At 64.5% G+C, this 22,107-nt stretch carries 22 protein-coding genes; 11 read left to right on the forward strand and 11 right to left on the reverse strand.

Annotated features, from left to right (window positions below; all coding sequences use genetic code 11):
• Nucleotides 1–83: 83 nt before the first annotated feature.
• The 4 genes from GC088_RS01430 to GC088_RS01445 are packed head-to-tail and all read left to right on the forward strand — an operon-like array spanning nucleotide 84 to nucleotide 3,311.
• On the forward strand, nucleotides 84–1,037 hold the full coding sequence (locus GC088_RS01430; RefSeq protein ID WP_323960145.1) for an aldo/keto reductase: 954 nt from the start codon (nucleotides 84–86) through the stop codon (nucleotides 1,035–1,037).
• A gap of 7 nt (nucleotides 1,038–1,044) precedes the next feature.
• Entirely contained in the window at nucleotides 1,045–1,824 is a 780-nt protein-coding gene (locus GC088_RS01435; RefSeq protein WP_323960146.1) for an alpha/beta fold hydrolase, read from the forward strand.
• A 47-nt stretch (nucleotides 1,825–1,871) separates the two neighbouring features.
• Nucleotides 1,872–2,837, forward strand: a complete 966-nt coding sequence (locus tag GC088_RS01440; protein WP_323960147.1) for a GlxA family transcriptional regulator — start codon at nucleotides 1,872–1,874, stop codon at nucleotides 2,835–2,837.
• 57 nt (nucleotides 2,838–2,894) lie between these two features.
• Nucleotides 2,895–3,311: a CoA-binding protein gene (locus GC088_RS01445; protein ID WP_323960148.1), complete on the forward strand. Its 417-nt coding sequence runs from the start codon at nucleotides 2,895–2,897 to the stop codon at nucleotides 3,309–3,311.
• Nucleotides 3,312–3,330: 19 nt separating this feature from the next.
• On the opposite strand, the gene GC088_RS01450 is transcribed toward GC088_RS01445, so the two are convergent.
• Nucleotides 3,331–4,158: a DUF1206 domain-containing protein gene (locus tag GC088_RS01450; RefSeq protein ID WP_323960149.1), complete on the reverse strand. Its 828-nt coding sequence runs from the start codon at nucleotides 4,156–4,158 to the stop codon at nucleotides 3,331–3,333.
• A gap of 59 nt (nucleotides 4,159–4,217) precedes the next feature.
• On the opposite strand from GC088_RS01450, the gene GC088_RS01455 reads away from it, so the two are divergent.
• The gene (locus GC088_RS01455) at nucleotides 4,218–4,643 is read left to right on the forward strand and encodes an MmcQ/YjbR family DNA-binding protein (protein WP_323960150.1); all 426 of its coding nucleotides are present in this window, start codon (nucleotides 4,218–4,220) and stop codon (nucleotides 4,641–4,643) included.
• The gene (locus GC088_RS01460) at nucleotides 4,636–5,196 is read left to right on the forward strand and encodes a DUF1990 domain-containing protein (protein ID WP_323960151.1); all 561 of its coding nucleotides are present in this window, start codon (nucleotides 4,636–4,638) and stop codon (nucleotides 5,194–5,196) included. Before GC088_RS01455 ends, GC088_RS01460 begins: the two co-directional genes overlap by 8 nt.
• Here GC088_RS01460 and GC088_RS01465 read toward each other — a convergent pair whose 3' ends face one another.
• From GC088_RS01465 to GC088_RS01485, 5 genes are all read right to left on the reverse strand, one after another.
• Nucleotides 5,197–5,583, reverse strand: a complete 387-nt coding sequence (locus tag GC088_RS01465; RefSeq protein ID WP_323960152.1) for a DUF1304 domain-containing protein — start codon at nucleotides 5,581–5,583, stop codon at nucleotides 5,197–5,199.
• A 164-nt stretch (nucleotides 5,584–5,747) separates the two neighbouring features.
• Nucleotides 5,748–8,045 carry a phosphoribosylformylglycinamidine synthase subunit PurL gene (gene purL, locus GC088_RS01470; protein WP_323960153.1) on the reverse strand — a complete coding sequence of 766 codons (2,298 nt, stop codon included), beginning with the start codon at nucleotides 8,043–8,045 and terminating at the stop codon, nucleotides 5,748–5,750.
• Nucleotides 8,042–8,818 carry a phosphoribosylformylglycinamidine synthase subunit PurQ gene (gene purQ / locus GC088_RS01475; protein ID WP_416377484.1) on the reverse strand — a complete coding sequence of 259 codons (777 nt, stop codon included), beginning with the start codon at nucleotides 8,816–8,818 and terminating at the stop codon, nucleotides 8,042–8,044. Before purQ ends, purL begins: the two co-directional genes overlap by 4 nt.
• On the reverse strand, nucleotides 8,815–9,072 hold the full coding sequence (purS, locus tag GC088_RS01480) for a phosphoribosylformylglycinamidine synthase subunit PurS (protein WP_323960154.1): 258 nt from the start codon (nucleotides 9,070–9,072) through the stop codon (nucleotides 8,815–8,817). Before purS ends, purQ begins: the two co-directional genes overlap by 4 nt.
• Before the next feature lie 235 nt (nucleotides 9,073–9,307).
• Nucleotides 9,308–9,676: a CBU_0592 family membrane protein gene (locus GC088_RS01485; protein WP_323960155.1), complete on the reverse strand. Its 369-nt coding sequence runs from the start codon at nucleotides 9,674–9,676 to the stop codon at nucleotides 9,308–9,310.
• A gap of 119 nt (nucleotides 9,677–9,795) precedes the next feature.
• On the opposite strand from GC088_RS01485, the gene GC088_RS01490 reads away from it, so the two are divergent.
• Nucleotides 9,796–10,719 carry a LysR family transcriptional regulator gene (locus GC088_RS01490; RefSeq protein WP_323961870.1) on the forward strand — a complete coding sequence of 308 codons (924 nt, stop codon included), beginning with the start codon at nucleotides 9,796–9,798 and terminating at the stop codon, nucleotides 10,717–10,719.
• A 55-nt stretch (nucleotides 10,720–10,774) separates the two neighbouring features.
• Here GC088_RS01490 and GC088_RS01495 read toward each other — a convergent pair whose 3' ends face one another.
• Nucleotides 10,775–11,344, reverse strand: coding sequence for an SSI family serine proteinase inhibitor (locus tag GC088_RS01495; RefSeq protein WP_323960156.1), 570 nt, complete (start codon nucleotides 11,342–11,344; stop codon nucleotides 10,775–10,777).
• The gene (locus GC088_RS01500; RefSeq protein ID WP_323960157.1) at nucleotides 11,341–12,282 is read right to left on the reverse strand and encodes a 3-methyladenine DNA glycosylase; all 942 of its coding nucleotides are present in this window, start codon (nucleotides 12,280–12,282) and stop codon (nucleotides 11,341–11,343) included. The genes GC088_RS01495 and GC088_RS01500 overlap by 4 nt, the downstream gene beginning before the upstream one ends.
• Nucleotides 12,283–12,637: 355 nt before the next feature.
• Here GC088_RS01500 and GC088_RS01505 point away from each other — a divergent pair, with 355 nt between their 5' ends.
• Together GC088_RS01505 and GC088_RS01510 are read left to right on the forward strand one after the other, a co-directional pair.
• Complete coding sequence (locus GC088_RS01505; protein WP_323961871.1) at nucleotides 12,638–15,703, forward strand: S8 family serine peptidase; 3,066 nt, start codon at nucleotides 12,638–12,640, stop codon at nucleotides 15,701–15,703.
• Between the two features lie 151 nt (nucleotides 15,704–15,854).
• Nucleotides 15,855–16,136 carry a hypothetical protein gene (locus GC088_RS01510; protein WP_323960158.1) on the forward strand — a complete coding sequence of 94 codons (282 nt, stop codon included), beginning with the start codon at nucleotides 15,855–15,857 and terminating at the stop codon, nucleotides 16,134–16,136.
• 93 nt (nucleotides 16,137–16,229) lie between these two features.
• Here the strand turns inward: GC088_RS01510 and GC088_RS01515 are convergent, their stop codons facing one another.
• The 3 genes from GC088_RS01515 to GC088_RS01525 all read right to left on the reverse strand — a co-directional run bounded on the left by GC088_RS01515 (nucleotide 16,230) and on the right by GC088_RS01525 (nucleotide 19,491).
• Nucleotides 16,230–17,516 (reverse strand): aspartate kinase, encoded by a 1,287-nt coding sequence (locus GC088_RS01515; RefSeq protein WP_323960159.1) that lies wholly within the window; start codon nucleotides 17,514–17,516, stop codon nucleotides 16,230–16,232.
• A gap of 386 nt (nucleotides 17,517–17,902) precedes the next feature.
• The gene (locus tag GC088_RS01520; RefSeq protein WP_323960160.1) at nucleotides 17,903–18,700 is read right to left on the reverse strand and encodes a cache domain-containing protein; all 798 of its coding nucleotides are present in this window, start codon (nucleotides 18,698–18,700) and stop codon (nucleotides 17,903–17,905) included.
• A gap of 5 nt (nucleotides 18,701–18,705) precedes the next feature.
• Nucleotides 18,706–19,491: a winged helix-turn-helix domain-containing protein gene (locus tag GC088_RS01525; RefSeq protein WP_323960161.1), complete on the reverse strand. Its 786-nt coding sequence runs from the start codon at nucleotides 19,489–19,491 to the stop codon at nucleotides 18,706–18,708.
• A gap of 176 nt (nucleotides 19,492–19,667) precedes the next feature.
• Here GC088_RS01525 and GC088_RS01530 point away from each other — a divergent pair, with 176 nt between their 5' ends.
• Both GC088_RS01530 and GC088_RS01535 read left to right on the forward strand, forming a co-directional pair.
• Entirely contained in the window at nucleotides 19,668–20,735 is a 1,068-nt protein-coding gene (locus GC088_RS01530) for an ABC transporter ATP-binding protein (protein WP_323960162.1), read from the forward strand.
• 60 nt (nucleotides 20,736–20,795) lie between these two features.
• Nucleotides 20,796–22,001 (forward strand): ABC transporter substrate-binding protein, encoded by a 1,206-nt coding sequence (locus GC088_RS01535; RefSeq protein ID WP_323960163.1) that lies wholly within the window; start codon nucleotides 20,796–20,798, stop codon nucleotides 21,999–22,001.
• Nucleotides 22,002–22,107: the final 106 nt, after the last annotated feature.

The raw sequence follows: 22,107 nt of genomic DNA on the forward strand, positions 1-22,107 counted from the left end.
CATTGGCGCACGCCCGGCGGTACATTGCAGTTAGATCAGCGCTGCAGCCGCAAACCTCCAACGAACTGAGCGGGAGCCCATCAATGCCCAATCCCATCAACGAGCTCACCGACACCAGGACGCTCGGGGCCACCGGCCTGTCCACCAGCCCGATCACGCTAGGCACGTCGTTCCTGGGCGCAGGCACCAGGCCCGGTGACGCGGGGGAGGCAGCCGCCGTCGAACTTGCAAAGGTGATGCTGCACGGACCGTATGCGCTCATCGACACGTCGAATAACTACGCCAAGGGCAGGAGCGAGGCCGTCCTGGGGCTGGCGCTCGCGGACGGGGGTGTGGGGGCGGGCCGAACCGTCGTCACCAAGGTCGACGAGGACCCGAACACCCACGCATTCGACCGGGACCGCGTGCGGCGGTCCTTCGAGGAAAGCTGCGCCCGGCTCGGCGTGGACCGGCTCGAGCTGCTGCACCTTCACGATCCCTACTCGGTCACCTTCGAAGAGGCGGCAGCACAGGGCGGGGCGATTGAAGGAATGCTCCAACTCAAGGATGAGGGACTGGTCGGCTCGATCGGGATCGCAGCCGGAACCGTGAGCCTGATGCGCAAGTACGTTGCAACCGGGGCCTTCGACGTCCTCCTGACCCACAACCGCTTCACCCTGGTTGACCGGAGCGCCGTTCCGTTGATCGAGGATGCAGTGGATCGTGGGATGGGCGTCTTCAACGCTGCGCCCTTCGGCGGAGGGCTACTGTCACGGGGTTCGGCAAGCGGGGCGACCTACGCCTACACGGATGCCTCGCCCGAACTGCTCGCCTGGGTGGCCCGCGTCGAAAAGCTGTGCGCCCAACACGGCATCGACCTTCCAACGGCCGCACTCCACTTCTCCCTGCGGTCTCCGATGATCGATTCCACCATCGTCGGCATTTCTTCCACCAAGCGGATAGCCCAACTGGAGTGCATGCGCGCAACGGAAGTGCCGTCGTCGTTCTGGGACGAGCTGGAAAACCTCGGCACCCCGCCCTCCACCATCACGGATTGAGGTTGCCGTGCAGTTTGCCGAGGCCGACGACGGCGCCCGGCTGGCCTGGCGGGAGGACGGCACCGGAGATCCGCTCCTGCTGATTTCCGGCCAGGTGACCGGGTTGGCCGGCTGGGATCCGATAGTTCCGAATCTCGCCTCCACCTTCCGGGTGATCCGTTTCGACCACCGCGGAATCGGCGGCAGCGAGGAAGGGTCCGCCGAAAGCTACAGCACAAGGGGCTTCGCGGCCGATGCGCGGGCGGTCCTCGACGCGGCCGGCACGAAGCGCGCGCACGTGTACGGGCACTCGATGGGCGGCCGCGTGGCCCAGTGGCTGGCGATTGATTATCCGGAGCGTACGGGCGCGCTCATCCTCGCCGCCACCTCGGCCGGCGGCTACCTTGGCACCAATCGCGATCGCGAAGCGACAGCCGCGCTCACCAGCGGTGATCCTTCGCGGCTCGAGCCCCTCTTCTTCGACCCAGACTGGGCATCCCAGCATCGCGAGGCGGTGCACACCTTCTTCACCGCACGCGCTCCACGCCGTGCCAAGCGCCTTCACTTCCGCGCCAGCAGCGAGCACGACGCGCGGAACCTCCTCTCCTCGGTGCGGGCACCGACGCTCATCCTCCATGGCACGGCCGACGTCGTCACTCCACTCGGGAACGCACTCGCGCTGAAGCAATACATTCCGGGTTCCATGCTCGCTCGGGTTCCCAAGGGCAGGCACGGGTTTCATCTCGACCGTCCGGAGACCCTCGACTGGATTCGTCAGTTCATCGCGCGGAAGAAGCTCCAACTCTAGGGTGGCGGGATCTTATCTTCCTGCCTCAAAACTGCCATACTGTCTGCATGCTCAGGAAAGTCGCCGTCGTCGTCCTGCCGGGGGTCACTCCGTTCGAGTTCGGAGTGGCCTGTGAGATTTTCGGGCTGGATCGTTCCGCCCGCGGAGTAGGCATCCCGGCCTTCGAGTTCTCGATTTGTTCGCCGTCCCCCGGGCTCGTTCCCAGCAGTCTCGGCTTCTCGATTTCCGTGGAAGAGGACCTCGGCGTGACCGAGACGGCCGACCTGATCATCATGCCGCCTTTCGGCGATGACGCTCCCGGCCAGGAGGAGGTGCATCGTGCACTTCGGTCCGCCCACCAGCGCGGTGCCTGGATCCTTTCCGTCTGCAGCGGCGCCTTCGCCCTTGCCGAAGCAGGACTCCTCAACGGCCGGCGGGCCACCACCCACTGGCTGCACTCCCACCGCCTGGCCGAACAGTACCCCGAGGTCACCGTGGACGAGAACGTCCTCTACGTGCAGGACGGGCACATCATCACCAGCGCCGGAACGGCCGCAGGAATCGATGCCTGCCTGCATCTGGTACGGACCGAAATCGGAGCCACCGCGGCAACCAGCATTGCCCGGTCCATGGTGGTCCCACCGCATCGGGCAGGCGGCCAGGCGCAGTACATCGATCGGCCCATCCCGGTGGGACAGTGCGACACCCTCGAGCACGTGCTGGTCTGGATGGACGCCCACCTGGAGGAGGAACACTCGGTCAGGGCGCTGGCCGCGCGCGCACACATGTCGGAGCGCACCTTCGCCCGGCGCTTCAAGGCGGAGACGGGTACGACGCCGGCCGCCTGGCTGACTGCGCAGCGTGTCCTTCGGGCGCAATCACTGCTGGAGGAGACTGATCTCAGTATCGAAGCCATTGCCCGCGAGACTGGATTCGGGCAGGCCGTGCTGCTGCGCCATCACTTCCAGCGCTCGCTCGGCACCAGCCCGGCAGCCTATCGGAGGACGTTCCGAGGCGTCTTGGAGCCCGCCTAGTCCTGCATTCGACTGGTTTGCATCCGCACAGTTTTGTACAAGCACAAGGGAGCCAGCATGCCGCACCGCAACGACCCCGAAACCATCAAGCGTCTCCTGACCACACCGGGGCGGTGGGCCGTTGTCGGCCTGTCCAACAACCCGCTTCGTGCAGCGATGGGCGTTTCGCGCTTCCTCATCGACCGACTGGGCATGGACGTGGTTCCGGTGAGTCTGAAGGGCGACGATGTGTATGGGCGCACCGGCTACAAGCGTCTCGCGGACGTCCCTGGTGAGATCGACGTGGTGGACTGCTTCGTCAACAGCCAACGGGTGGGTGCAGTAGTGGACGATGCCATCGCTGTTGGAGCGAAAGCTGTGTGGCTGCAGTTGGGGGTCATCGACGAAGCCGCTGCCCAACGCGCAAAGGACGCCGGACTCGAGGTTGTCATGAACACCTGCCCGGCGATCGAGGCCCCTCGGTTGATGCTTTAGTGGGGTGCGGGCCGGACCTTCACATGCGCTGATAGCGTGCCCGGACCACCATGAAGAGGCCGTACGCAACGAGCCCAACAGCCACCGCGCCCAGAATCCAGACGCCGAACGGCTGCTCCTGGAGTGTCTTCAGCGCACCGTCCAGCCCGGTGGATTCCTCCGGGTTATTGGTTACCGTCGCGATGACCACGAGGATGCCCAGGACACCGAGTGCAATCCCTTTGGCGATGTACCCGACCGTGCCCAGCGTTGTGATTGCCTGCCCTACGGAGCCGGATGGTTCACCCGCCAGGTGCTCCTCGAACCTTTGGGTTACACCGCTATAGATGAAGTAGCCGCCAACCGCCACTATGCCCCCTCCGATGGCCAGCAGGAGGGCGGTCCCGGCCGGATTTGTCATCAGGGCTGCGCTGGTGGATTGGGCGGACGAGCTGCTGTCGCTCGCCGACCCCAGTGCATAACGGGTGAACGTTACACCGATGGCTGCGTAGACAACAGCCTTCCCGGCGTTCTTCAGGCGCTGCTTCAGCTGCTCCTTCCTGTCCCGGTGCCTACCCTCGAAGAGTGCCTCGCTGAGGAGGAAGAGCGCCAGCGCGAAGCATCCGATGGAGCAGACCCACAGCAGGATGCCGCCTCCGGGTGTGCCGGCCAGTGAGGCTATGGCTCCGTCCTGGTCAGCGCTGCCCGACCCGCCTGCCGCGACACGTACGGCAATGATCCCGATCAGGATGTGGAGCAGGCCTGCCGCAACGTAGCCGACGCGTGCAGCGATGATGAAGGGCTTGGATTCCGCTGCTTCCTCTGCCCCGTCTGCAACCTTCCGTGCCTGCCGTCCGAGGTCTCCCATGCCCGCTCCTTGAATTGTGGTCCCTATAGTGTGTCACCGCTTGGCGGTACGCTTCCATCGTGGATGCAGCCCAGCTACGTGATGTGTGCCTGTCCTTTCCAGGCGCCTTCGAGGACTTTCCATTCGGGCCGGAAGCTTCCGTCTTCAAGGTGCGTGCTCCGGGCGGAACCGCCAGGATGTTCGCGTTGTCCAACCTGAAGGCACAGTCGCTCTCCGTCAGCCTCAAATGCGAGCCGGACCTCGCTGAGCAACTGCGCGCTGCGCATCCGGAGATCACCGGTGCCTGGCACCTCAACAAGACGCACTGGAACGGCGTGGACTGCACGGGCAGCCTCCCGGACTCCATGCTGCGCGACATGGTGGAGGACTCCTATGACCTCGTCGTGGCCGGCTTGCCGCGGAAGGACCGGGAGTCCCTTGGCTGGAGCCGGCTCGCGCAGGGAAGCTATAACCGGGAGACGCAGAAGCTGGCCAGCGATGCCTGAGATCACTCATACAGCCATCGGGTGGACCCGGATCGGTGCCTGGCCCATCGGTTTCCGTCCGCTGCACCATCGCATCCGGGTGGGAGCCGGGGAGTCCGCCTTCCAGTCACTGGCCCAAGGTATCCTCTCCTTCGAACTTCACCGGCTCGCAGGCCTTCGTGTGATTGCAGCTCCGCAAGCAGCGGTGGGCGGAACCGTGACCGTCGGCTTCGGAATAGGAAACCTGCGCCTGAACGCTCCGTGCGAAGTGGTCTGGATTGATGAACTTTCAGGAACTCCCGCCAGGCACGACGACGGCGTTGTCCGTGCCGGGTTCGCCTATGCCACCCTGCCGGGTCACCCGGAATCGGGAGAGGAAAGCTTTGTGGCGGAGATGGATTCGGAGGGTGTGGTCTTCTTCGACCTCCGTGCCTACAGCCGCCACGGCGGCTGGCTGTACCGTGCAGGTGCTCCCGTTGCCCGTTCCTGCCAGGAATTGGTCACCCGACGGTACCTTGCGGCGGCACACAGATTGGCCGGCGGGAGCCACGGGCCAAAGCGGCCGTCGTCGTAATCAGGCCTGCGTCAGCAGCGGTGCGGTCACCAGGGCCACCAACGGCGGAAGTCCCTGCAGCAGGGCTCCTGCCCAGAGGGCGCGGTTGGTGAAGACCAGAACGACTGCGGCAAGCACCATGACCGCAAGGGCCATCACCACCATGCCGTAACCCACAAGTGTGCCCGAAAGCGAAAGTCCAACGATCACGCCCGCGGCGAGGAAGAGGTTGTAGAACCCCTGGTTGAAGGCCATAGGACGGAGGATGTCGGCGTGCTCCTGAGATGTGATCCCGAACTTGCGCCAGGTTGACGGATGCCTCCAACGGACGCTTTCAAGCACAAAAATGTAGACGTGCAACAAACCCGCAATCATGGCGAAAAGCGCACTGAACAGCGGGAAGGTCATGGATCAACCCTAACGGTTCGGCCGGTTGCCCACCGGGTTGTCCACGTAACGATCTGGCCTAATGATGCGTCTGTCCTGCCAAATCTCAGCACCTGTGGACACTCGTGCTTAAATGCCCCGGGCACCGGCGCAATTGCGCCGGTGCCCGGGGTTCTGGGAAGCAATTACCCGAAGTGCTTCGGGAGGGTGGCCTCGTGGGCCTCCTTCAGCTCGGACAGCGGGAGCGAGAAGTGGCTCTGCACATCCAGCGCCTGGTTCTCGGCGTCGACGACGCCGATCCGCAGCCGCGGGAAGTTCCGTGCAGCGCACATGTCGTTGAACCGGACTTCCTCCGAGCGAGGCACAGCCACGATCGCCCGGGCCTGGGACTCGGAGAACAGTGCTGTGAACGGGTCAATGCCGTCACGCTCGCACAGTTCGTCGATACCGATCCGGGCTCCAACGCCGAACCGCAGGGACGCCTCGGCCAGCGCAGCTGCCAGGCCGCCCTCGGAGAGGTCGTGTGCTGCATCGATCATGCCGTCACGCGAGGCATTCACGAGGATCGCCGCAAGAGTCTTCTCCGCGTCCAAATCCAGCGCGGGCGGCTGACCGCCCAGGTGGCCGCGCAGGTTGGCCCATTCGGAGCCATCCAGCTCGTCGCGGGTGGTACCCAGCAGGTAAATGGCCTGCCCGTCCTCGCGCCAGCCCGACGGCGTACGGCGGGCCACGTCGTCGAACACGCCGAGAACACCGACAACAGGCGTCGGGTGGATGGCCACGCCGCCGGTCTGGTTGTACAGCGAAACGTTGCCGCCGGTGACGGGAACGCCGAGCTCCTGGCAGGCGTCGGCAAGGCCGCGCACCGATTCGGCGAACTGCCACATGACCTCGGGGTCCTCGGGCGAGCCGAAGTTGAGGCAGTCGGTGACCGCCATCGGCTTGGCTCCGGAGGTTGCGACGTTGCGGTAAGCCTCAGCAAGGGCCAGGCGTGCGCCGTCGTACGGGTTGAGGTAGGAGTAGCGGCCGTTCGCGTCAGTGGACAGGGCCACGCCGAGGCCGGTCTCCTCGTCGACGCGGACGACGCCGGCGTCGTCGGGCATGGCCAGCGCAGTGTTGCCCTGGACGTAGCGGTCGTACTGGTTGGTGATCCAATCCTTCGAGCACATGTTCGGCGAGGCCATCAGCTCCAGGACGGCAGCCTTGAGCTGCTCGCCGTTCGCCGGGCGTTCCCCGTTGAAGGAGTCAGCCTGCACGCCGTCCAGCCACTCGGGGCGGGAGTACGGACGCTCGTAGACCGGGCCCTCGTGGGCAACGGTGCGGGGATCGACGTCGACGATCTTCTCGCCGTCCCACTCGATGATGAGGCGGCCGGTGTCGGTGACCTCACCCAGCCAGGAGTACTCGACGTTCCACTTGTCCATGATCGCCTCGAACGCGGCAGCGTTCTCGGGGCTGACCACGGCCATCATGCGTTCCTGCGACTCGGACATCAGGATCTCGCCCGGCGTCAGGGAAGGATCACGCAGCAGGACGTTGGTGAGCTCGACGTGCATGCCGCCGTCGCCGTTGGATGCCAATTCCGAAGTGGCGCAGGAAATTCCGGCGGCACCGAGGTCCTGGATACCCTCGACGATCTTGTTCTTGAACAGCTCCAGGCAGCACTCGATGAGAACCTTCTCGGCGAAGGGATCGCCGACCTGGACCGCGGGGCGTTTTGAAGGCTTCGCGTCATCGAAGGATTCCGAGGCCAGCACCGACGCGCCGCCGATGCCGTCGCCACCGGTGCGCGCACCGAACAGGACCACCTTGTTCCCGACGCCGGATGCGTTGGCGAGGCGGATGTCCTCGTGGCGCAGGACGCCGACCGCAAGGGCGTTCACCAGCGGGTTGCCCTGGTACACGGAGTCGAAGACAACCTCGCCGCCGATGTTTGGCAGGCCGAGGGAGTTGCCGTAGCCGCCGATGCCGGAGACGATTCCGTGCACGAGGCGCGGGGTGTCCGGGTGGTCAATTGCGCCGAAGCGCAGCGGGTCCATCACAGCGACCGGGCGGGCACCCATGGAGATGATGTCGCGGACAATACCGCCGACGCCGGTGGCCGCGCCCTGGTAGGGCTCGACGAAGGACGGGTGGTTGTGGGACTCGACCTTGAAGGTCACCGCCCAGCCGTCGCCGATATCGACGACGCCGGCGTTCTCGCCGATGCCGACGAGCAGGTGCTCCTTCATCTCGTCGGTGACCTTGTCGCCGAACTGGCGCAGGTGCACCTTGGAGGACTTGTACGAGCAGTGCTCGCTCCACATCACGGAGTACATGGCGAGCTCGGCAGCGGTGGGGCGGCGGCCGAGGATCTCGACCACGCGCTCGTACTCGTTCTCCTTCAGGCCCAACTCTGCCCACGGCAGCTGCTGCTCCGGAGTCTGCTCGGCGTGCTCAACCGTGTCGATGTTGAACTTCTTGGAAGTTGTCTCTGTGGTCACTTGTTCACCAGTTTCTGCAGTACCGAGGTGAAGATGCCGAGCCCGTCCACGCCACCGCGGACCTCGACGTCACCGAAAGCGGACGAGTCGGGACCGAAGCCGGGCTCTACCGCGTGTTCCGGGTGGGGCATGAGGCCAACGACGTTGCCGTGCTGGTTGGTGATGCCGGCGATGTCGCGGCGCGAACCGTTCGGGTTGCCACCGACGTAACGGAAGACAACCCGGCCCTCACCCTCAAGCTCGTCGAGCGTGCGTTCGTCCGCGACGAACTGGCCGTCCTGGTTCTTCAGCGGAACCACGATTTCACTGTCTTCGCCGTACGAGGAGGTCCACACCGTTGAGGTGTTCTCCACCTTGAGGCGCTGGTCCTTGCACAGGAAGTGCAGGTGGTTGTTCTTGACCATGGAACCGGGCAGTAGGTGCGCCTCGGTCAGCACCTGGAAGCCGTTGCAGATACCCAGCACCGGCAGGGATCCGCCGGAAGCAGCATCGGTGATCTGCTCCATGAGGGGCGCGAAGCGCGAGATGGCTCCGGCGCGCAGGTAATCGCCGTAGGAGAAACCACCGGGGATGATGACGGCGTCGACGTCCTTCAGGTCGTGGTCGCCGTGCCAGAGCTGAACACCCGTGCCGCCTGCAATACGGACCGCGCGGAGTGCGTCGCGGTCATCGAGCGTGCCGGGAAACGTGACTACGCCGACCCGCACGCCGGAGAGGCTGGAGTCGACAGTCTCAGCAGCGGAATGGCCGATCAGCGGAACTTCGACAGTCACTTGGCGTCCTCGATGACCTCAACACGGGTCACGTCCTCGATGACGGGGTTGGAAAGCAGCGTGGTGGCCGCGTGGCGGGCGTGGTCGAGCACCTCTTCAGTGACCTCGCCCTCAACGGTCAGCTCAAACCGCTTGCCCTGGCGGACTTCCGCGAAGCCGGTGAAGCCAAGGCGGGGAAGGGCGCCGGCGATGGCCTTACCCTGCGGATCGAGGATTTCAGGTTTGGGCATGACGTCAACGACGATCCGGGGCATCCGGTAACTCCTGTGAAGTGTAAACACTGCGGTGAGTGGGGGTTAAATGCGGTTGCCCGACGGGTGCCGTCTCACGCTTGGGTAGGGACTGCCTGGACCAGCGCTCCGCGAGCTTGCCTTACCATTCTACCGGGCCGGCAGGGACAGCCCGAACGAAGTGCAGGGCGCCGGTTTGCAGGCGCAGGAAGGCTCCGGCGGTGCGACGCTCTAGGCCTGACGCGCTAGGCCTGAAGCGCTAGGCCTGTGCCAGCTCCTCTGCTCGTCCCAGGCCGGGGGTCAAGGAATGCTCGATTACTGCCAGCTGGCCGGTCGAGTCGGAGACACCCGGGAAGGACGCCTCAGGCAGCTCCGTAGCAGCGGGAGACCCTGCCTCTATGCGCATCCGGTAGAGCGCGATCGCGGAGATGAGAAACCAGGCGATGTTGGTGGCAACCGATGGCCACGCCCCGTGGAATGAGCCGTTGATGATGAACGCGCATGCTCCCAGCAGGTTGGCGGTCTGGAAGATTCTTCCTGCCTTCATCCAGCCCATGGACACGGCGAGATAGGCGCTGAGGATTGCAACAGCACCTGCCCATCCCGAAGCCTCCCACAACAGTTCCATGACGTCCCTTTCAAACCCCTTTCGAGCCACCAGCTCGCGACTCCCAGCAGAAGTATGAGCGAGCAATTCCGTTTAGAGCAATTGCATCTAGCTGAAGAGATCATTTAGAAATGCTTAACATGGAAATCGATCCGCGCCGTTTGCGCGTTCTTCTGGCCGTGGCCCGCAACGGAGGCGTTCTGGCAGCTGCTGATGAGCTGAAAATCACACCATCCGCAGTGTCTCAGCAGCTCGGCAAGCTGGAGGACGAGATTGGGCACACCCTTGTGGTTCGAACGCCCAAGGGCTCGGTGCTCACGCCTGCCGGCGTCGCTGTAGCCGAGGCGGGTGAAGAGATTGAACGGGCCCTGGATGTTGCCCGCGCCCGGGTCGAAGGGAGTGCAAAAGTCGCCGGCGTTGTCCGCGTGGGGGGCTTCACCAGTTTCCTGCGCACGGTTGTGATCCCGCGGCTTCCGGAATGGCGTGAGCAGTACCCTCAACTGCAGGTTCAAATGGTGGAGGACGACTTGCCGGTCCTGACGCGGTTGCTGCGCCAACGCCAGCTGGACGCAGTGGTCGTGGAGCTTGATTCCCTGTCCGCCGACCAACGGGCCCTTCCCTCAGGAATGATGGATGAACCGTTGCTCGATGAGCCGTGGAAACTGGTCGCTCCTGAGGGCGTCCTGCTCAGCACTGAGAACCTTGACTTCGGCCGCCTGCCACTCCCGTGGCTCGACGTTGAACCGTCTTCTGCCAATGCGGCGGTACTTGGCCGGCTGCGCCAAGCCACGGCGACACCGATCGAGACCGTGCATCAGTACCAGGAAACGCTGACGGCCCTCGCCCTGGTCGCCGCGGGCGAGGGAATCGCAATCGTTCCTTCATTGGCGCTGACCGGCGTGGTGCAGGCAGGCGTCGACGTCCTGGATGTGCCCGGGCTGGGGACGCGCCGCACCGTGTTGCGCCGGTTTGATGCGCGGCGCCGGCCCAGCGTGGTGGTGGACACCGTCGCCCGGCTCCTCAGGGAGGCTGCGTCGGCCTTCGATCCGCGTCTCGCGCCCTAGGGATGCTTTGCGCCCCGGAGCACCTTAGGAGACAGGGATGGGACGAGCCGCGGGGTCAGGTGGCGCCTGCAGATCCAAGCACTGCCTGCAGGGCATTCCAGCGGGCAATTTCGCAGCCGTCCGTCGCGGAGAAGTAGGCGTGGACACGTTGGCCGTCGACGGTGCCCGTGATGGTTGCGGTCTGCGGACCGCCATACTGCTGCGTGCACATCTTGTTTGGGTCGGGCTTTGCGTTGAAGAAGGACGCGCCCAGTCGCCGCACGACCTCACATGCAGCCTCCGCGTTGGGCATGGTTGTTGACGAACCGACGCCGTCGCGGGAGCACTCCAGGACGTATTCCTTTGGTTGGGATTCTGGAGACAGTCTGATGCTGATGGTCAGGTTCGCGGTGCCGGCCGCGTCGGGATCCGTGGGGAACGAGGGGCTCGGCTTCGGTGTTTCTGGCGGCACGATGCTCTCCGGATCTGTGGGGGAATCGGACGGCTGTGGGGTGGAGGACTGCACGCTCGGCGGGGCGCCGGTCAGCTCCGCACCCGCGTTGCCGGACGCACCGCAGCCCGTGAGGGCTAACGCCAGTACGACGCCGGCCAGGGCACCTTTTGCGGCGCAGCCCACGGATGTCATGAAAACCTCCCGGTTGCTTCTTCGCAACCCACCTCTAGTTCCTCCAGATACTTCATTAACTCTGCACGCATTTGCTGGGATTCAGCCGAGAATGCCCGTTGTATCCGCACATAATCGGCCCTGCCTGACGGGGTTTCGATCCGGATGGGCGGGTAGCCCCACTCTGCTAGGTCGTACGGCGAGGCCCGCATGTCCACGGCCCGGATGCGCCAGGAGAGTTCGAAGCAGTCCACCACCAGTTCGCTAGGCAGGGCGGGAGTGAGCTTGTATGCCCACTTGTACAAATCCATGTTGGCGTGCAGGCACCCGGGTTGCTCGAGGTCCCGCTGGGTTTCCCTGGTCGGTTGCAGTTCGTTGAGGGACACAGCCTGCGGAGCATAGAACCGGAACGCGTCGAAGTGGCTGCAGCGGATCCGGTTGGCTTCCACCACCTCGTCCGTTCCGCCCGCGCCCAGCCGGAGGTTCAGGTACTCGTGCCGGATGGAATTCTCCTCCGGCCGGTACGCCATTGCCCACTCATGCAGGCCGAAGCAGCCGTACTGGGCGGGGCGGGCTGCAGTACCGGAAAGGACGATGCGTGCGAAATCCACCGCCTCGCGCCGCACCCGAAGGAACGTGTCGAGATCGAGTGTGACCGCGCCGTCGTCGTCGGCAATGCCCAGCTCCCGCCGCTCCGCGGCGGACAGTGCACGGTAGAACTTCCAGTCCGCGCGTTCGACGGCGCCGGGTCCGGTAAGGACCGTGTGCGCGCCTGGATGCCAGCGCAGGAGCTGGGCCGGCTTCTGGGTGTAGTAGGTGAAGAGGAAGTCCTCCACCGGGTGCCTGCGCTGTTCAGCCCGACGGCGGAGGTAGGGCTCGGTGTAGGCGCGCACCCGCTCCGCATGGGCAAGGGCGCGAGGCTCCCACTCCTGCGGAGAAAGGACGACAATGGGAGGCATCTGTCCATTATCTCCTGATGGCCTGAAGCAACGAGGTCTTACCACTGGAGGCAGCCCATGTGAAGAGACGAGCGTTCTGAAAACGCGACTTTGAGCTAAAGCACTGTTTATGGGCAGCTTCTGCTCAGGACAGCGGTTTTCGAACCCTACTCGGGGTAGCCTATGGATGGCGTTGACGCTGTGATACAAGGCACAAGCCCCTCACAGCCGTAGCTGCTTTCAGTCCGGCGTGATGACCGGTCGCTTTTTCGATGAAAGGTAACCTCGCGTGAAAGACCCCAAACACAGGAGCCCGCGGGTGGGCCTGCGCAGAGCTACAGCTCTCGCCGTCGGCCTTCCGCTGATCCTCGGCTCCATGACGGCAGTGCCTGCCGCTGCAGCACCCGGCGGATTGCCTGCTACCCAGCAGATCCAGCCGGTGAAGAAAGTCGATCCCAGGGACTACCCCGGAGGCCGTTACATCGTGGTGCTCAATGAGGAGCCCGCGGCCACCTATGAGGGCGGCGTTCCCGGTATCGCGGCCACCAAGCCCGAAAAGGGCGAGAAGCTCAACGCCAAGAAGGACTTCCCCAAGTACAAGAAGCACCTGGAGCAGAAGCAGCAGGCCGTCGCGGCAGAGGAAGGCGTGGAGATCAACCGCACCTACACCGCGGCGCTCAACGGTTTCAGTGCCACGCTCACGTCGGAACAGGCGGTTGAACTCGCCAAGGACCCGAACGTCCGACTGGTTGCCCCGGACGTCGAGAACGCGCCGGACGACTACTCGAGCATGGACTTCCTCAAGCTGACCGGCAGCAAGGGAGCGTGGAAAACCCAGTTCGGCGGGGAAAAGAACGCCGGCGCAGGCACGGTGGTCGGCGTCATCGACACCGGCTACACGCCGGACAATCCGTTCTTCGCGGGCAAGGAAGTCAAGCCGCTCAAGGGGAAGGCCAAGCCTCGAGTCGGAGAGCCGTACCTGACCGGGGACGGCAAGATCGCCATGCTCAAGGCCGACGGGTCGACCTTCATCGGTGAATGCCAGGCAGGCGAGGGGTTCACGGGCGAGGAGTGCAACTCCAAGGTCCTTGCCGCGCAGTACTTTGCCGAGGACTTCATCGAATTCGTGCCCGAGGCTAACCGCGCCCCCGAGGAACTCCTGTCCCCGGTCGACGTGGACAGCCACGGAACGCACACCGCGAGCACCGCCGCGGGCAACAGCAAGGTGACGCAGACCGTAGACGGCCGCGACTTCGGCAAGTCCTCGGGTGTAGCTCCCGCCGCCAAGCTGTCCATCTACAAGACCTGCTGGGCAGACGATGATCCCAACACAGGGGGCTGCTACTCCTCCGCCGCAGTAGCTGCCATCAACCAGGCAGTCCTCGACGGCGTCGACGTGCTGAATTACTCCATTTCGGGCAGCACCACCACCACCACCGACCCGGTTTCGCTCGCATTCCTGTCGGCGGCATCGGCAGGCATCTTCGTAGCTACGTCCGCAGGCAACTCCGGTCCCACCGCCAGCACCGTCAACCACGGCGCTCCCTGGCTGACCACCGTCGCAGCGAGCACCTTCAGCCACGCACTCCAGGGAACCGCCGAGTTCTCCGACGGAAGCAAGTTCCGCGGTGCGAGCATCATGAACGCAGAGGTCCCGGACAGCCCGGTTGTCCTGAGCGCGGACGCTGCTGCTGCCGGCGGAGTGGACCCCGACCTGTGCGGACCGAACTCGCTGGACCCTGCCCTCGTCGCCGGCAAGGTGGTTGTCTGTGACCGTGGTGTGTATGACCGAGTTGCAAAGTCCGCAGAGGTTGCCCGTGCCGGCGGCGTGGGCATGATCCTGGTGAACCTCGTGGATTCTTCCACGGACACGGACAAGCACTCCGTGCCCACCGTGCACGTCAACGCTCCCGAAGCCCTCGCGCTCAAGGAGAAGGTCGCAGCCAACCCCGACATCCAGGTGTCGCTCGTTGCCGAGGACACCACCGGCCTACCGCTTCCTCCGGTTCCGCAGATCGCAGGCTTCTCGTCGCGCGGTCCGTTGCTCGCCACTGATTCCGACCTCCTGAAGCCGGACATCGCGGCTCCCGGCGTAGCGGTTCTGGCGGGCGTGTCACCGATCGGCACCGGCGGCGACGATTTCGGTTTCCTCTCCGGAACTTCGATGGCCTCACCGCACATCGCAGGCGTGGGCGCGCTCATCCTGTCGAAGAACCCCTCATGGTCACCCGCTGCGGTCAAGTCGGCAATGATGACCACTGCGGACCCCGTGAAGAATGCGGAAGGCGGTGTAGACGGAGACGTCTTCGCAACCGGCGCCGGCCAGGTTGACCCGGCAAGCGTCCTGAGCCCCGGCCTGATCTACGACGCCGGCGTACGTGAGTACCTGCAGTTCGTGGAAGGTACGGGCTTCGCGGACGTTGCCAACGTCGACGGTATCGACGCCAAGGACATGAACGTACCGTCCTACGCGGTGGGCAACCTGACGGGCAAGGTGACAGTCACCCGTACGGTGACCGCACTGACTCCCGGGCTTTACACGGCCACTGCCAACGTACCGGGCATCAACGTGACCGTGACGCCTTCGGTGCTGAATTTCAGCTCAGCCGGCGAGACCCGCACGTTTCAGGTGACCTTCGAGAACGCGACCGCACCGCTGGGTGCATTCGCCAAGGGCTCGCTGGTGTGGGAGGGACAGGGCAAGACGGTTGCCTCTCCTGTCGCGGTCCGGCCGCAGTCAGTAGTGGCCCCTTCCGAGGTTTCGTTCACTTCGGAGGGACCTGACGGAAGCGGAGTCATCCCCGTGACGTCCGGCACCAACGCGCCGGTGAACCTCACCCTGGAGGGCCTGTCAAGGGCCAACAGCGAAGAACTCTCGCTGGTGCCCGGGCCTGTAGCGGTCCAGAACAACCCCTCAAACTTCGTCAGCCGGGTGGAGGTTCCTGCCAATACGCCGTTCGCAAAGATGTCGGTCCTCTCGTCAGATGACGCGGCGGACTTCGACCTCTTCGTGTTCGACCCGAACGGGGAGCTGTACCAGGTGGCAACGGCATCGGCCAGCGAGACGCTGAACCTGGAGAACCCGGTTTCCGGCACCTATACCGCAATCGTGAACCTCTACTCCAGCCCGGAAGGCCGTGCGACGGCAGCAACCTTCGACGCAGCCATCCTCGGCGCAGACGAAGGTAACGCGAGTCTCTCGCCGAACCCCCTGGTACTGGCCAACGGTTCCGACGGTGAAGTGACTCTCAGCTGGACCGGTCTCGAGCCCGGCTCCTACGTGGGTCGCGTAACCTACGAGGGCTCCACGTCGGTCACCTTCGTTTCGGTAGTCGTGAACGCTGCCGGCGAGAGCACCGTCACAGCTGCCCCGGAGGCCAACGAAGCGGACAAACTGCCCAGCGGTCCGAGCGGAGCTCCCGCTCCGGGCAACGGCAAGTAGGAGCGCCGCGCAACAGCTGGACAGCAGTCAGGGCGATGCCCCCACTCCGGATCTCGGAGCGGGGGCATTTCCTGCTTCGGGAGGCTCTTTTTCCGTCCCGCTGACCTAAAATGTGGGTACTTCCACAGCCGCCAGGAAGAAGGCGATACCCATGGCTGAGAGAACCCCGCACCGCCGGTTCAGGAACCCGGCAGCAATTTTCCTCGGACCCGCCGAACGCGACGACCCGGACCAGCCGGTCGTGCATCGACATGACGAGTTCGAAACCGCTTCTGAAGAGGAGCTGGCCGAATTTGAGGTGGAGGTTGACTCGGAAGGGCACCATTACGCCGTCCGGCGTCATCCTGACCGTGAACCTGTCCGGCGGACTGAGCCTGTCCAGAAGTACGCGGACTACTTCAGGAACCCGGTACTCCACACAGAGGACCAGTAACCTCCGTGAATTGGCAGGACACGCCCCTTATGGCGATCCATAAGGGGCGTGTCCTGCCGGATCAACGCGAGGGTTGGGAGCCGCTGGCCTCAGTCAGCGGCCGGTGCCGGCGTAGACCGTTGCAACGGCGTCGCCGTCGAGGTCGAATGCTGCGTGCACCGCGCGCACAGCAGTGTCCAGCAGGTCTGCGCTGGTGACCACGGAGATGCGGATCTCCGAGGTGGAGATCATGTCGATGTTCACGCCTGCGTCGGAAAGCGCCCGGAAGAACTTGTAGGAGACACCCGGGTTGGACCGCATGCCGGCGCCGATCAATGACAGCTTGCCAATCTGCTCGTCGTACTCCAGGCTGTCGTAGCCCACGCTTTCCTGGGCTGCCTTCAGCGCTGCGAGGGCCTCGGCGCCCTCCACGATCGGGAGGGTGAAGGAGATGTCGGTGTGTCCGGATCCGTGCGTGGAGACGTTCTGGACGATCATGTCGATGTTGGAGTGCGCACCGGCAACGATCCCGAAAAGTTCCGCTGCCTTGCCGGGGATGTCCGGCACGCCGACAACCGTGACCTTCGCTTCGGAACGGTCATGGGCTACACCGGAGATGATTGGCTGTTCCAAGGGTTCTCCCTCTTGAATCTTGATGGTGTCGTCGGGGTTGGGCAGCACCCAGGTTCCCTCGAGCTGGCTGAAGGACGAGCGGACGTGGAGCGGCACGCCGAACCGGCGCGCATACTCCACGCACCGCAGGTGCAGGATCTTGGCGCCGGAAGCGGCCATCTCCAGCATCTCCTCGCTTGAGATGGTCGAAATCTTCTTGGCGGAGGGGACCACGCGAGGGTCGGCCGTGTAGACGCCGTCGACGTCTGTGTAGATCTCGCAGACATCGGCCTTGAGCGCAGCGGCCAGCGCGACCGCCGTCGTATCCGAGCCGCCGCGGCCCAGCGTGGTGATGTCGTTGCTGTCCCGGCTCATGCCCTGGAAACCGGCGACGATCGCGATGTCGCCCTTCTCGATCGAGGTCTTGATCCGGTAAGGCGACACATCGATGATGCGTGCCTTGCCGTGGATCGCGTCAGTGATCATGCCGGCCTGGCTGCCGGTGAAGGACTGGGCGCTGGAGCCGGCTTCGTGGATGGCCATGGCTAGCAGCGCCATGGAGATTCGCTCGCCGGCGCTGAGCAGCATGTCCATCTCGCGGGGATTCGACAAGCTGGTTACCTGCGCCGCCAGGTCGAGGAGTTCATCCGTGCTGTCGCCCATCGCGGAAACGACCACGACAACCTGGTTGCCGGCCGCCTGGGTCTCTACCACGCGCTTGGCGACGCGCTTGATGCCCTCGGCGTCGGACACGGAGGAGCCACCGAACTTCTGAACAATAAGGGCCATGCGCACGCTCGCTGAAACTTGAATCGGTGCCTGACGGGGTGGAGGGCGCCGAAGGCGGGACAGTGGAACAACAGTGGAATCACTGCGCGGCTGCTCGCCGCACCAGACAGTTTAACGGTTTGGGTTCGGCTGACCCAATTGTGCGTCGAATTGTTCAGGTGATTGTTAGTGTCACCTTATGTCCAATGGGTATGGGGGGATCATTGCCACTGGCATACGACGAAGTTTTGGCTCCGTCGCTGCCGTCCGCAACATCGACTTCGAGGCGCCGCCGGGCGAGGTGACCGCGCGTTGGCGGCCGCGGTGCTCTGGGCGGGGAAGCGGGAGCTCCAGACGCCCGCCCGGCGGCTGACCCAGGGGACGCGCATCGCCTGAGCCCGGTGGAGCTAGGATGCTTCGGCCGGATGCACGACGGCCAGCGGCAGCTCGCCGCAGGTCAGCACTGCGAGCCGCTGACCTGCATACCGCGTTCCCCGGGGTTCAACCGTGCGGGCTGCTGCAAGCAGCCCTGGCCGTTGGAGGGCGAGGACGCTGACGTCGGCGGTTTCATCCACAGCGCCGGGAGCGAGGAGGGTTCCGGCTGCAACCTGTGCGTCGGACGAAATGATGACCCGTCCAGAGTGATTGACGAGGGCGGCGGACGGATGAATCCTTTCCAGTGCCGGGAGCAACAGCGGTTCCAGCGACTCCACGAAAACATCTGCACCTGCCACACCAACCCGCCTGTCTGCGGCTACGACCGGAACCGTCATGGTCATGGTGTATTCGTCGGTGCACAGGAAGTCCACGTAGGGGCCGGTGACGTGGGGTCGTCCGCTCTTCATCGGCCGGGTGAACCATTCCCGTCTGGTATAGGCGTCGGATGTGGCGGCAACCGCCAGCAGCGTCAGGCGCTCCATCGAGCTGCCCTGCCACCAAGCCATGTGGCGGGTGGCGTCTGCCAGGACTGATTCTGCAGCCACAAAACCGGCACCGACTACCGGCCAACACCGGCCGGCGATGATTCCCTCCGCCAGGGGTTTTGCCGCGAGGTTCATCGCCTTCGTGGTGGGCGGCTGGGCAGGGTCACGAAAGAGGCCGCTCAAGACAGGAGTCCAGGACGATACTTCCCTCAGTATTTCCTGGAAGAACCTGCTCACTTCGGCGTGAGGGTCTGCTTCGGCCTCAAGGTGCCATTCAGTCATTGAGCTCACCCGGTCCTCTTCTGGGCGTTGGGTGGCGTGGCGGTACCGGATCGGTCGGCCAGCCGGGAGTGTTCGTCTATCAGGGCTGCCAGCCCGGCTTGAACCTGCGTCTTTACAGCTTCACGGGCGGCAGGAGGGTCAGCCGCTGCCACAGCATCGGCGATCCGCTCGCACATTTGTATCATCTCGGCGTCGAACTGGCCGTCTTCATGGAGCAGGGACAGGAGAGGGCCGAAGGCCTTGTACAGGCGGACGAATTCGCGCGTCAGCGTTGCGGACTGGCTCAGCGCCGCCAGCTCGAGGAGGAACTCGCCGACGACGGCGCCGCTCAGGCCGGAGTGCCGGGAGCCGCGAAGAATGCCGCGCAGCGCATCGACGTCTTCCGTTCCGGCAAAGTCGGCGGCAAGTTCTGCCGCGGTGGCGGCGATTGCCTGGTAGTGGATGGCAAGGTCGCGCAGCTCAACGCGGCTCATGGAGCGCAGGCGGTCGCGCACCAACTGGCCGCGCTGCCCCACCGGCACCGTGATGAACGTTCCGCCTTCCCGTCCCCTACGGGTGGATACCAGACCCCGCGACCGAAGCCCGACGAGTGCTTCTCGGGCAGTGACGGTAGCGACCCCCATGGATGCGGCGAGTTCGGCCTCGCTGGGGAGGCGGTCGCCGTCGGCCAGTACGCCTGCGGTGATGCCCTCGACGATCCGATCCTCAACGCGTTGAGCTTTTCCGCTCTCATTCAGGGGAGCGAAGACCGCAGCGAGCAGGCGCTGCCTCGGCGACGAGTCGTTCGGCATGCCCCCATCCTTCCAGAACAGCGTGAGTGCTTGGCCAGGTCGAGAACCCGCACCTCGACCGAGAAGTCCTGGCAGCAATTAGCCTGCTGTGACCCACTTTACATTTATCATCTGGTTTCATATGTTAACTCGAGCGATGTAGTCCACATCACACGCAGCTCGAAAGGATCACGCCCGTGTCAGCAACATTCACGTCCGCTGCCGCCTCGTCGAAGAAGGCGGACACCGCGGGCACACCCGCTATCTCCCTCACGAACGTCGTCAAGACGTTTGGGGACTTCACCGCCGTCAAAGGCCTGGATCTCGACATCGCCAAAGGGGAGTTCTTCTCATTGCTGGGTCCGTCCGGATCCGGAAAGACCACTGTTCTCCGCATGATCGCGGGCTTTGAACTTCCCAGTTCTGGCCGTATTGACCTCGCGGGGGTGGAGGTGACCCACAAGGCCCCGTTCGAGCGGGACGTCAACACCGTCTTCCAGGACTATGCGCTCTTTCCTCACCTGAGCGTGGCCCAGAACGTCGAGTACGGCCTCAAACTGCGCAGAACAGGACGCACTGAACGCCGTCGCCTGGTCGGAGAGGCGCTGGAGATGATCCGGTTGCCCCATGTCGCGGACCGGCTTCCCTCACAGCTCTCCGGTGGGCAGCGGCAGCGGGTTGCGCTCGCCCGCGCTCTCGTCCTACGTCCCCAGGTGCTGCTGCTCGATGAACCGCTCGGAGCCCTGGACAAGCAACTGAGGGAGCAGATGCAGGTCGAGCTGAAGCAGATTCAACGCACCGTGGGCATCACCTTCGTCTTTGTAACCCATGACCAGGAGGAAGCGCTCACGCTGTCCGACCGGGTCGCCGTCTTCAACGAGGGCGTGGTCGAGCAGGTGGGCACACCCGAGGACCTGTACGAGCGGCCCGGAAGCAGGTTCGTGGCGTCCTTCCTGGGCAACACCAACCTCATTGAAGGTGAACTGGCGCAGCTCGTGATCGGTTCTGATGCCTTGCTGAGCGTCCGGCCCGAGCGGATTAAGGTGCGCCGACTCGATGACCCGGTGAACAGCAGCGGTGTCTCCAGCGTCGAAGCCGTCATTGAGGAGGTCATCTACACCGGACCGGACACCCGCTATGTGGCCCGCACACCGGAAGGGCAGCGACTGATCGCCCAGGAACCGAACGACTCCTCGTCCGCCGGTGCCCAGAGGGGCGATCGCGTGCGCCTGCAGTGGCCGTCCCGATTCAACTACACCGTCTGAACTTCAAATCCACTACCCACACCAACCAATCACCAGCATCACCTCGAAGGAAGGCACCCCATGAAGACCACAAAGGTCCTGCCGCTCGCAGCGCTTGCCTCGCTCTCGCTTGTCCTGGCCGGCTGCGGCGGTTCTGCCCCGGCAACCTCCGGCGGCGGCAACGGCGGCATCCAGGTTCCCGACATCCCGGCCGCGACCGAAGTGGGGGAGTCCGAAGGTGAGGTCAACATCGTCGCGTGGGCCGGCTTCGTCGAGGACGGCTCCACCAACCCGGACGCCGACTGGGTCACCCAGTTCGAGGAGGAAACCGGTTGCACCGTTAACCGGAAGGTCGGTGCCACCAGCGACGAGATGGTCCAGCTCATGCGAACGGGCGAATACGACCTCGTATCCGCTTCCGGTGACGCATCGCTCCGCCTGATCGCCGGCGGCGACGTTGCTCCGATCAACACGGACCTGATCCCCAACTTCGGCAACATCGTGGAGGGCCTGAAGGGGCAGATCTACGACACACTCAACGGCAAGAGCTACGGTGTTCCGATCGGCCGCGGCGCGAACGTGCTGATGTACAACACCGAGGCAGTCCCCGAAGCGCCGGACTCCTGGGAAGCGACCTGGGACCCGAACAGCGAGTACGCCGGTGAAATCATGGCCTACGACTCCCCGATCTTCATCGCCGACGCGGCCGTCTACCTCATGGCGACCCAGCCGGAGCTCGGGATCACCAACCCCTATGCGCTGGACAAGGATCAGCTGGCGGCGGCAGTGGAACTGTTGAAGGGCCAGAACAAGATCGCGGGTGAGTACTGGAACGACGCACTGAAGGCCGTCTCTTCAATTTCCTCAGGCACCGCCTCGCTGGGAACCGGCTGGCAGGTGATCGTCAATATTGCACAGGGCGACGGCGGCAAGGTGGAGTCCGTACTTCCGAAGGAAGGGGCAACCGGCTGGTCCGACACCTGGATGATCTCCGCGAAGTCGAAGAACCCCAACTGCGCCTACAAGTGGATGGATTGGGCTTCCTCTGCCGAGGTCAACGCCCAGATCGCGCAGAACTTCGGCATGGCGCCGGCCAACGCCCTTGCCTGCGAGGGATCGAAGGAGAACGAGGAGCACTGCGCCACGTTCCACGCCACGGACGAGGACTACTACAAGCAGGTCTGGATGTGGACTACCCCTGTGGAGCAGTGCGTTGACGGCCGCACCGACGTCACCTGCACCAACTACCAGGAGTGGACCAAGGCCTGGACCGAGGTGAAGGGCTAGCAGGCCCCTCCACACAGCCCTTCGTGAGGGGCACGACGGCGGTGGGTCGCCGCCGTCGTGCCCCTGACGGGGCGGCAAAACAAGTACGACGCCGGCCACCTCCGGC

The sequence above is a fragment of the Arthrobacter sp. JZ12 genome (assembly GCF_035189165.1).
GTDB lineage: Bacteria > Actinomycetota > Actinomycetes > Actinomycetales > Micrococcaceae > Arthrobacter_D.

Coding starts and splice junctions, on each gene's coding strand:
- GC088_RS01465 (WP_323960152.1), bottom strand. CDS start 5,583: ATGACCTTCCCGCTGTTCAGTGCGCTTTTCGCCATGATTGCGGGTTTG.
- GC088_RS01510 (WP_323960158.1), top strand. CDS start 15,855: ATGGCTGAGAGAACCCCGCACCGCCGGTTCAGGAACCCGGCAGCAATT.
- GC088_RS01520 (WP_323960160.1), bottom strand. CDS start 18,700: ATGACTGAATGGCACCTTGAGGCCGAAGCAGACCCTCACGCCGAAGTG.
- GC088_RS01460 (WP_323960151.1), top strand. CDS start 4,636: ATGCCTGAGATCACTCATACAGCCATCGGGTGGACCCGGATCGGTGCC.
- GC088_RS01495 (WP_323960156.1), bottom strand. CDS start 11,344: ATGACATCCGTGGGCTGCGCCGCAAAAGGTGCCCTGGCCGGCGTCGTA.
- purS (WP_323960154.1), bottom strand. CDS start 9,072: ATGCCCCGGATCGTCGTTGACGTCATGCCCAAACCTGAAATCCTCGAT.
- GC088_RS01525 (WP_323960161.1), bottom strand. CDS start 19,491: ATGCCGAACGACTCGTCGCCGAGGCAGCGCCTGCTCGCTGCGGTCTTC.
- GC088_RS01505 (WP_323961871.1), top strand. CDS start 12,638: ATGACGGCAGTGCCTGCCGCTGCAGCACCCGGCGGATTGCCTGCTACC.
- GC088_RS01450 (WP_323960149.1), bottom strand. CDS start 4,158: ATGGGAGACCTCGGACGGCAGGCACGGAAGGTTGCAGACGGGGCAGAG.
- GC088_RS01515 (WP_323960159.1), bottom strand. CDS start 17,516: ATGGCCCTTATTGTTCAGAAGTTCGGTGGCTCCTCCGTGTCCGACGCC.
- GC088_RS01500 (WP_323960157.1), bottom strand. CDS start 12,282: ATGCCTCCCATTGTCGTCCTTTCTCCGCAGGAGTGGGAGCCTCGCGCC.
- GC088_RS01440 (WP_323960147.1), top strand. CDS start 1,872: ATGCTCAGGAAAGTCGCCGTCGTCGTCCTGCCGGGGGTCACTCCGTTC.
- GC088_RS01490 (WP_323961870.1), top strand. CDS start 9,796: ATGGAAATCGATCCGCGCCGTTTGCGCGTTCTTCTGGCCGTGGCCCGC.
- GC088_RS01535 (WP_323960163.1), top strand. CDS start 20,796: ATGAAGACCACAAAGGTCCTGCCGCTCGCAGCGCTTGCCTCGCTCTCG.
- GC088_RS01445 (WP_323960148.1), top strand. CDS start 2,895: ATGCCGCACCGCAACGACCCCGAAACCATCAAGCGTCTCCTGACCACA.
- GC088_RS01485 (WP_323960155.1), bottom strand. CDS start 9,676: ATGGAACTGTTGTGGGAGGCTTCGGGATGGGCAGGTGCTGTTGCAATC.
- GC088_RS01430 (WP_323960145.1), top strand. CDS start 84: ATGCCCAATCCCATCAACGAGCTCACCGACACCAGGACGCTCGGGGCC.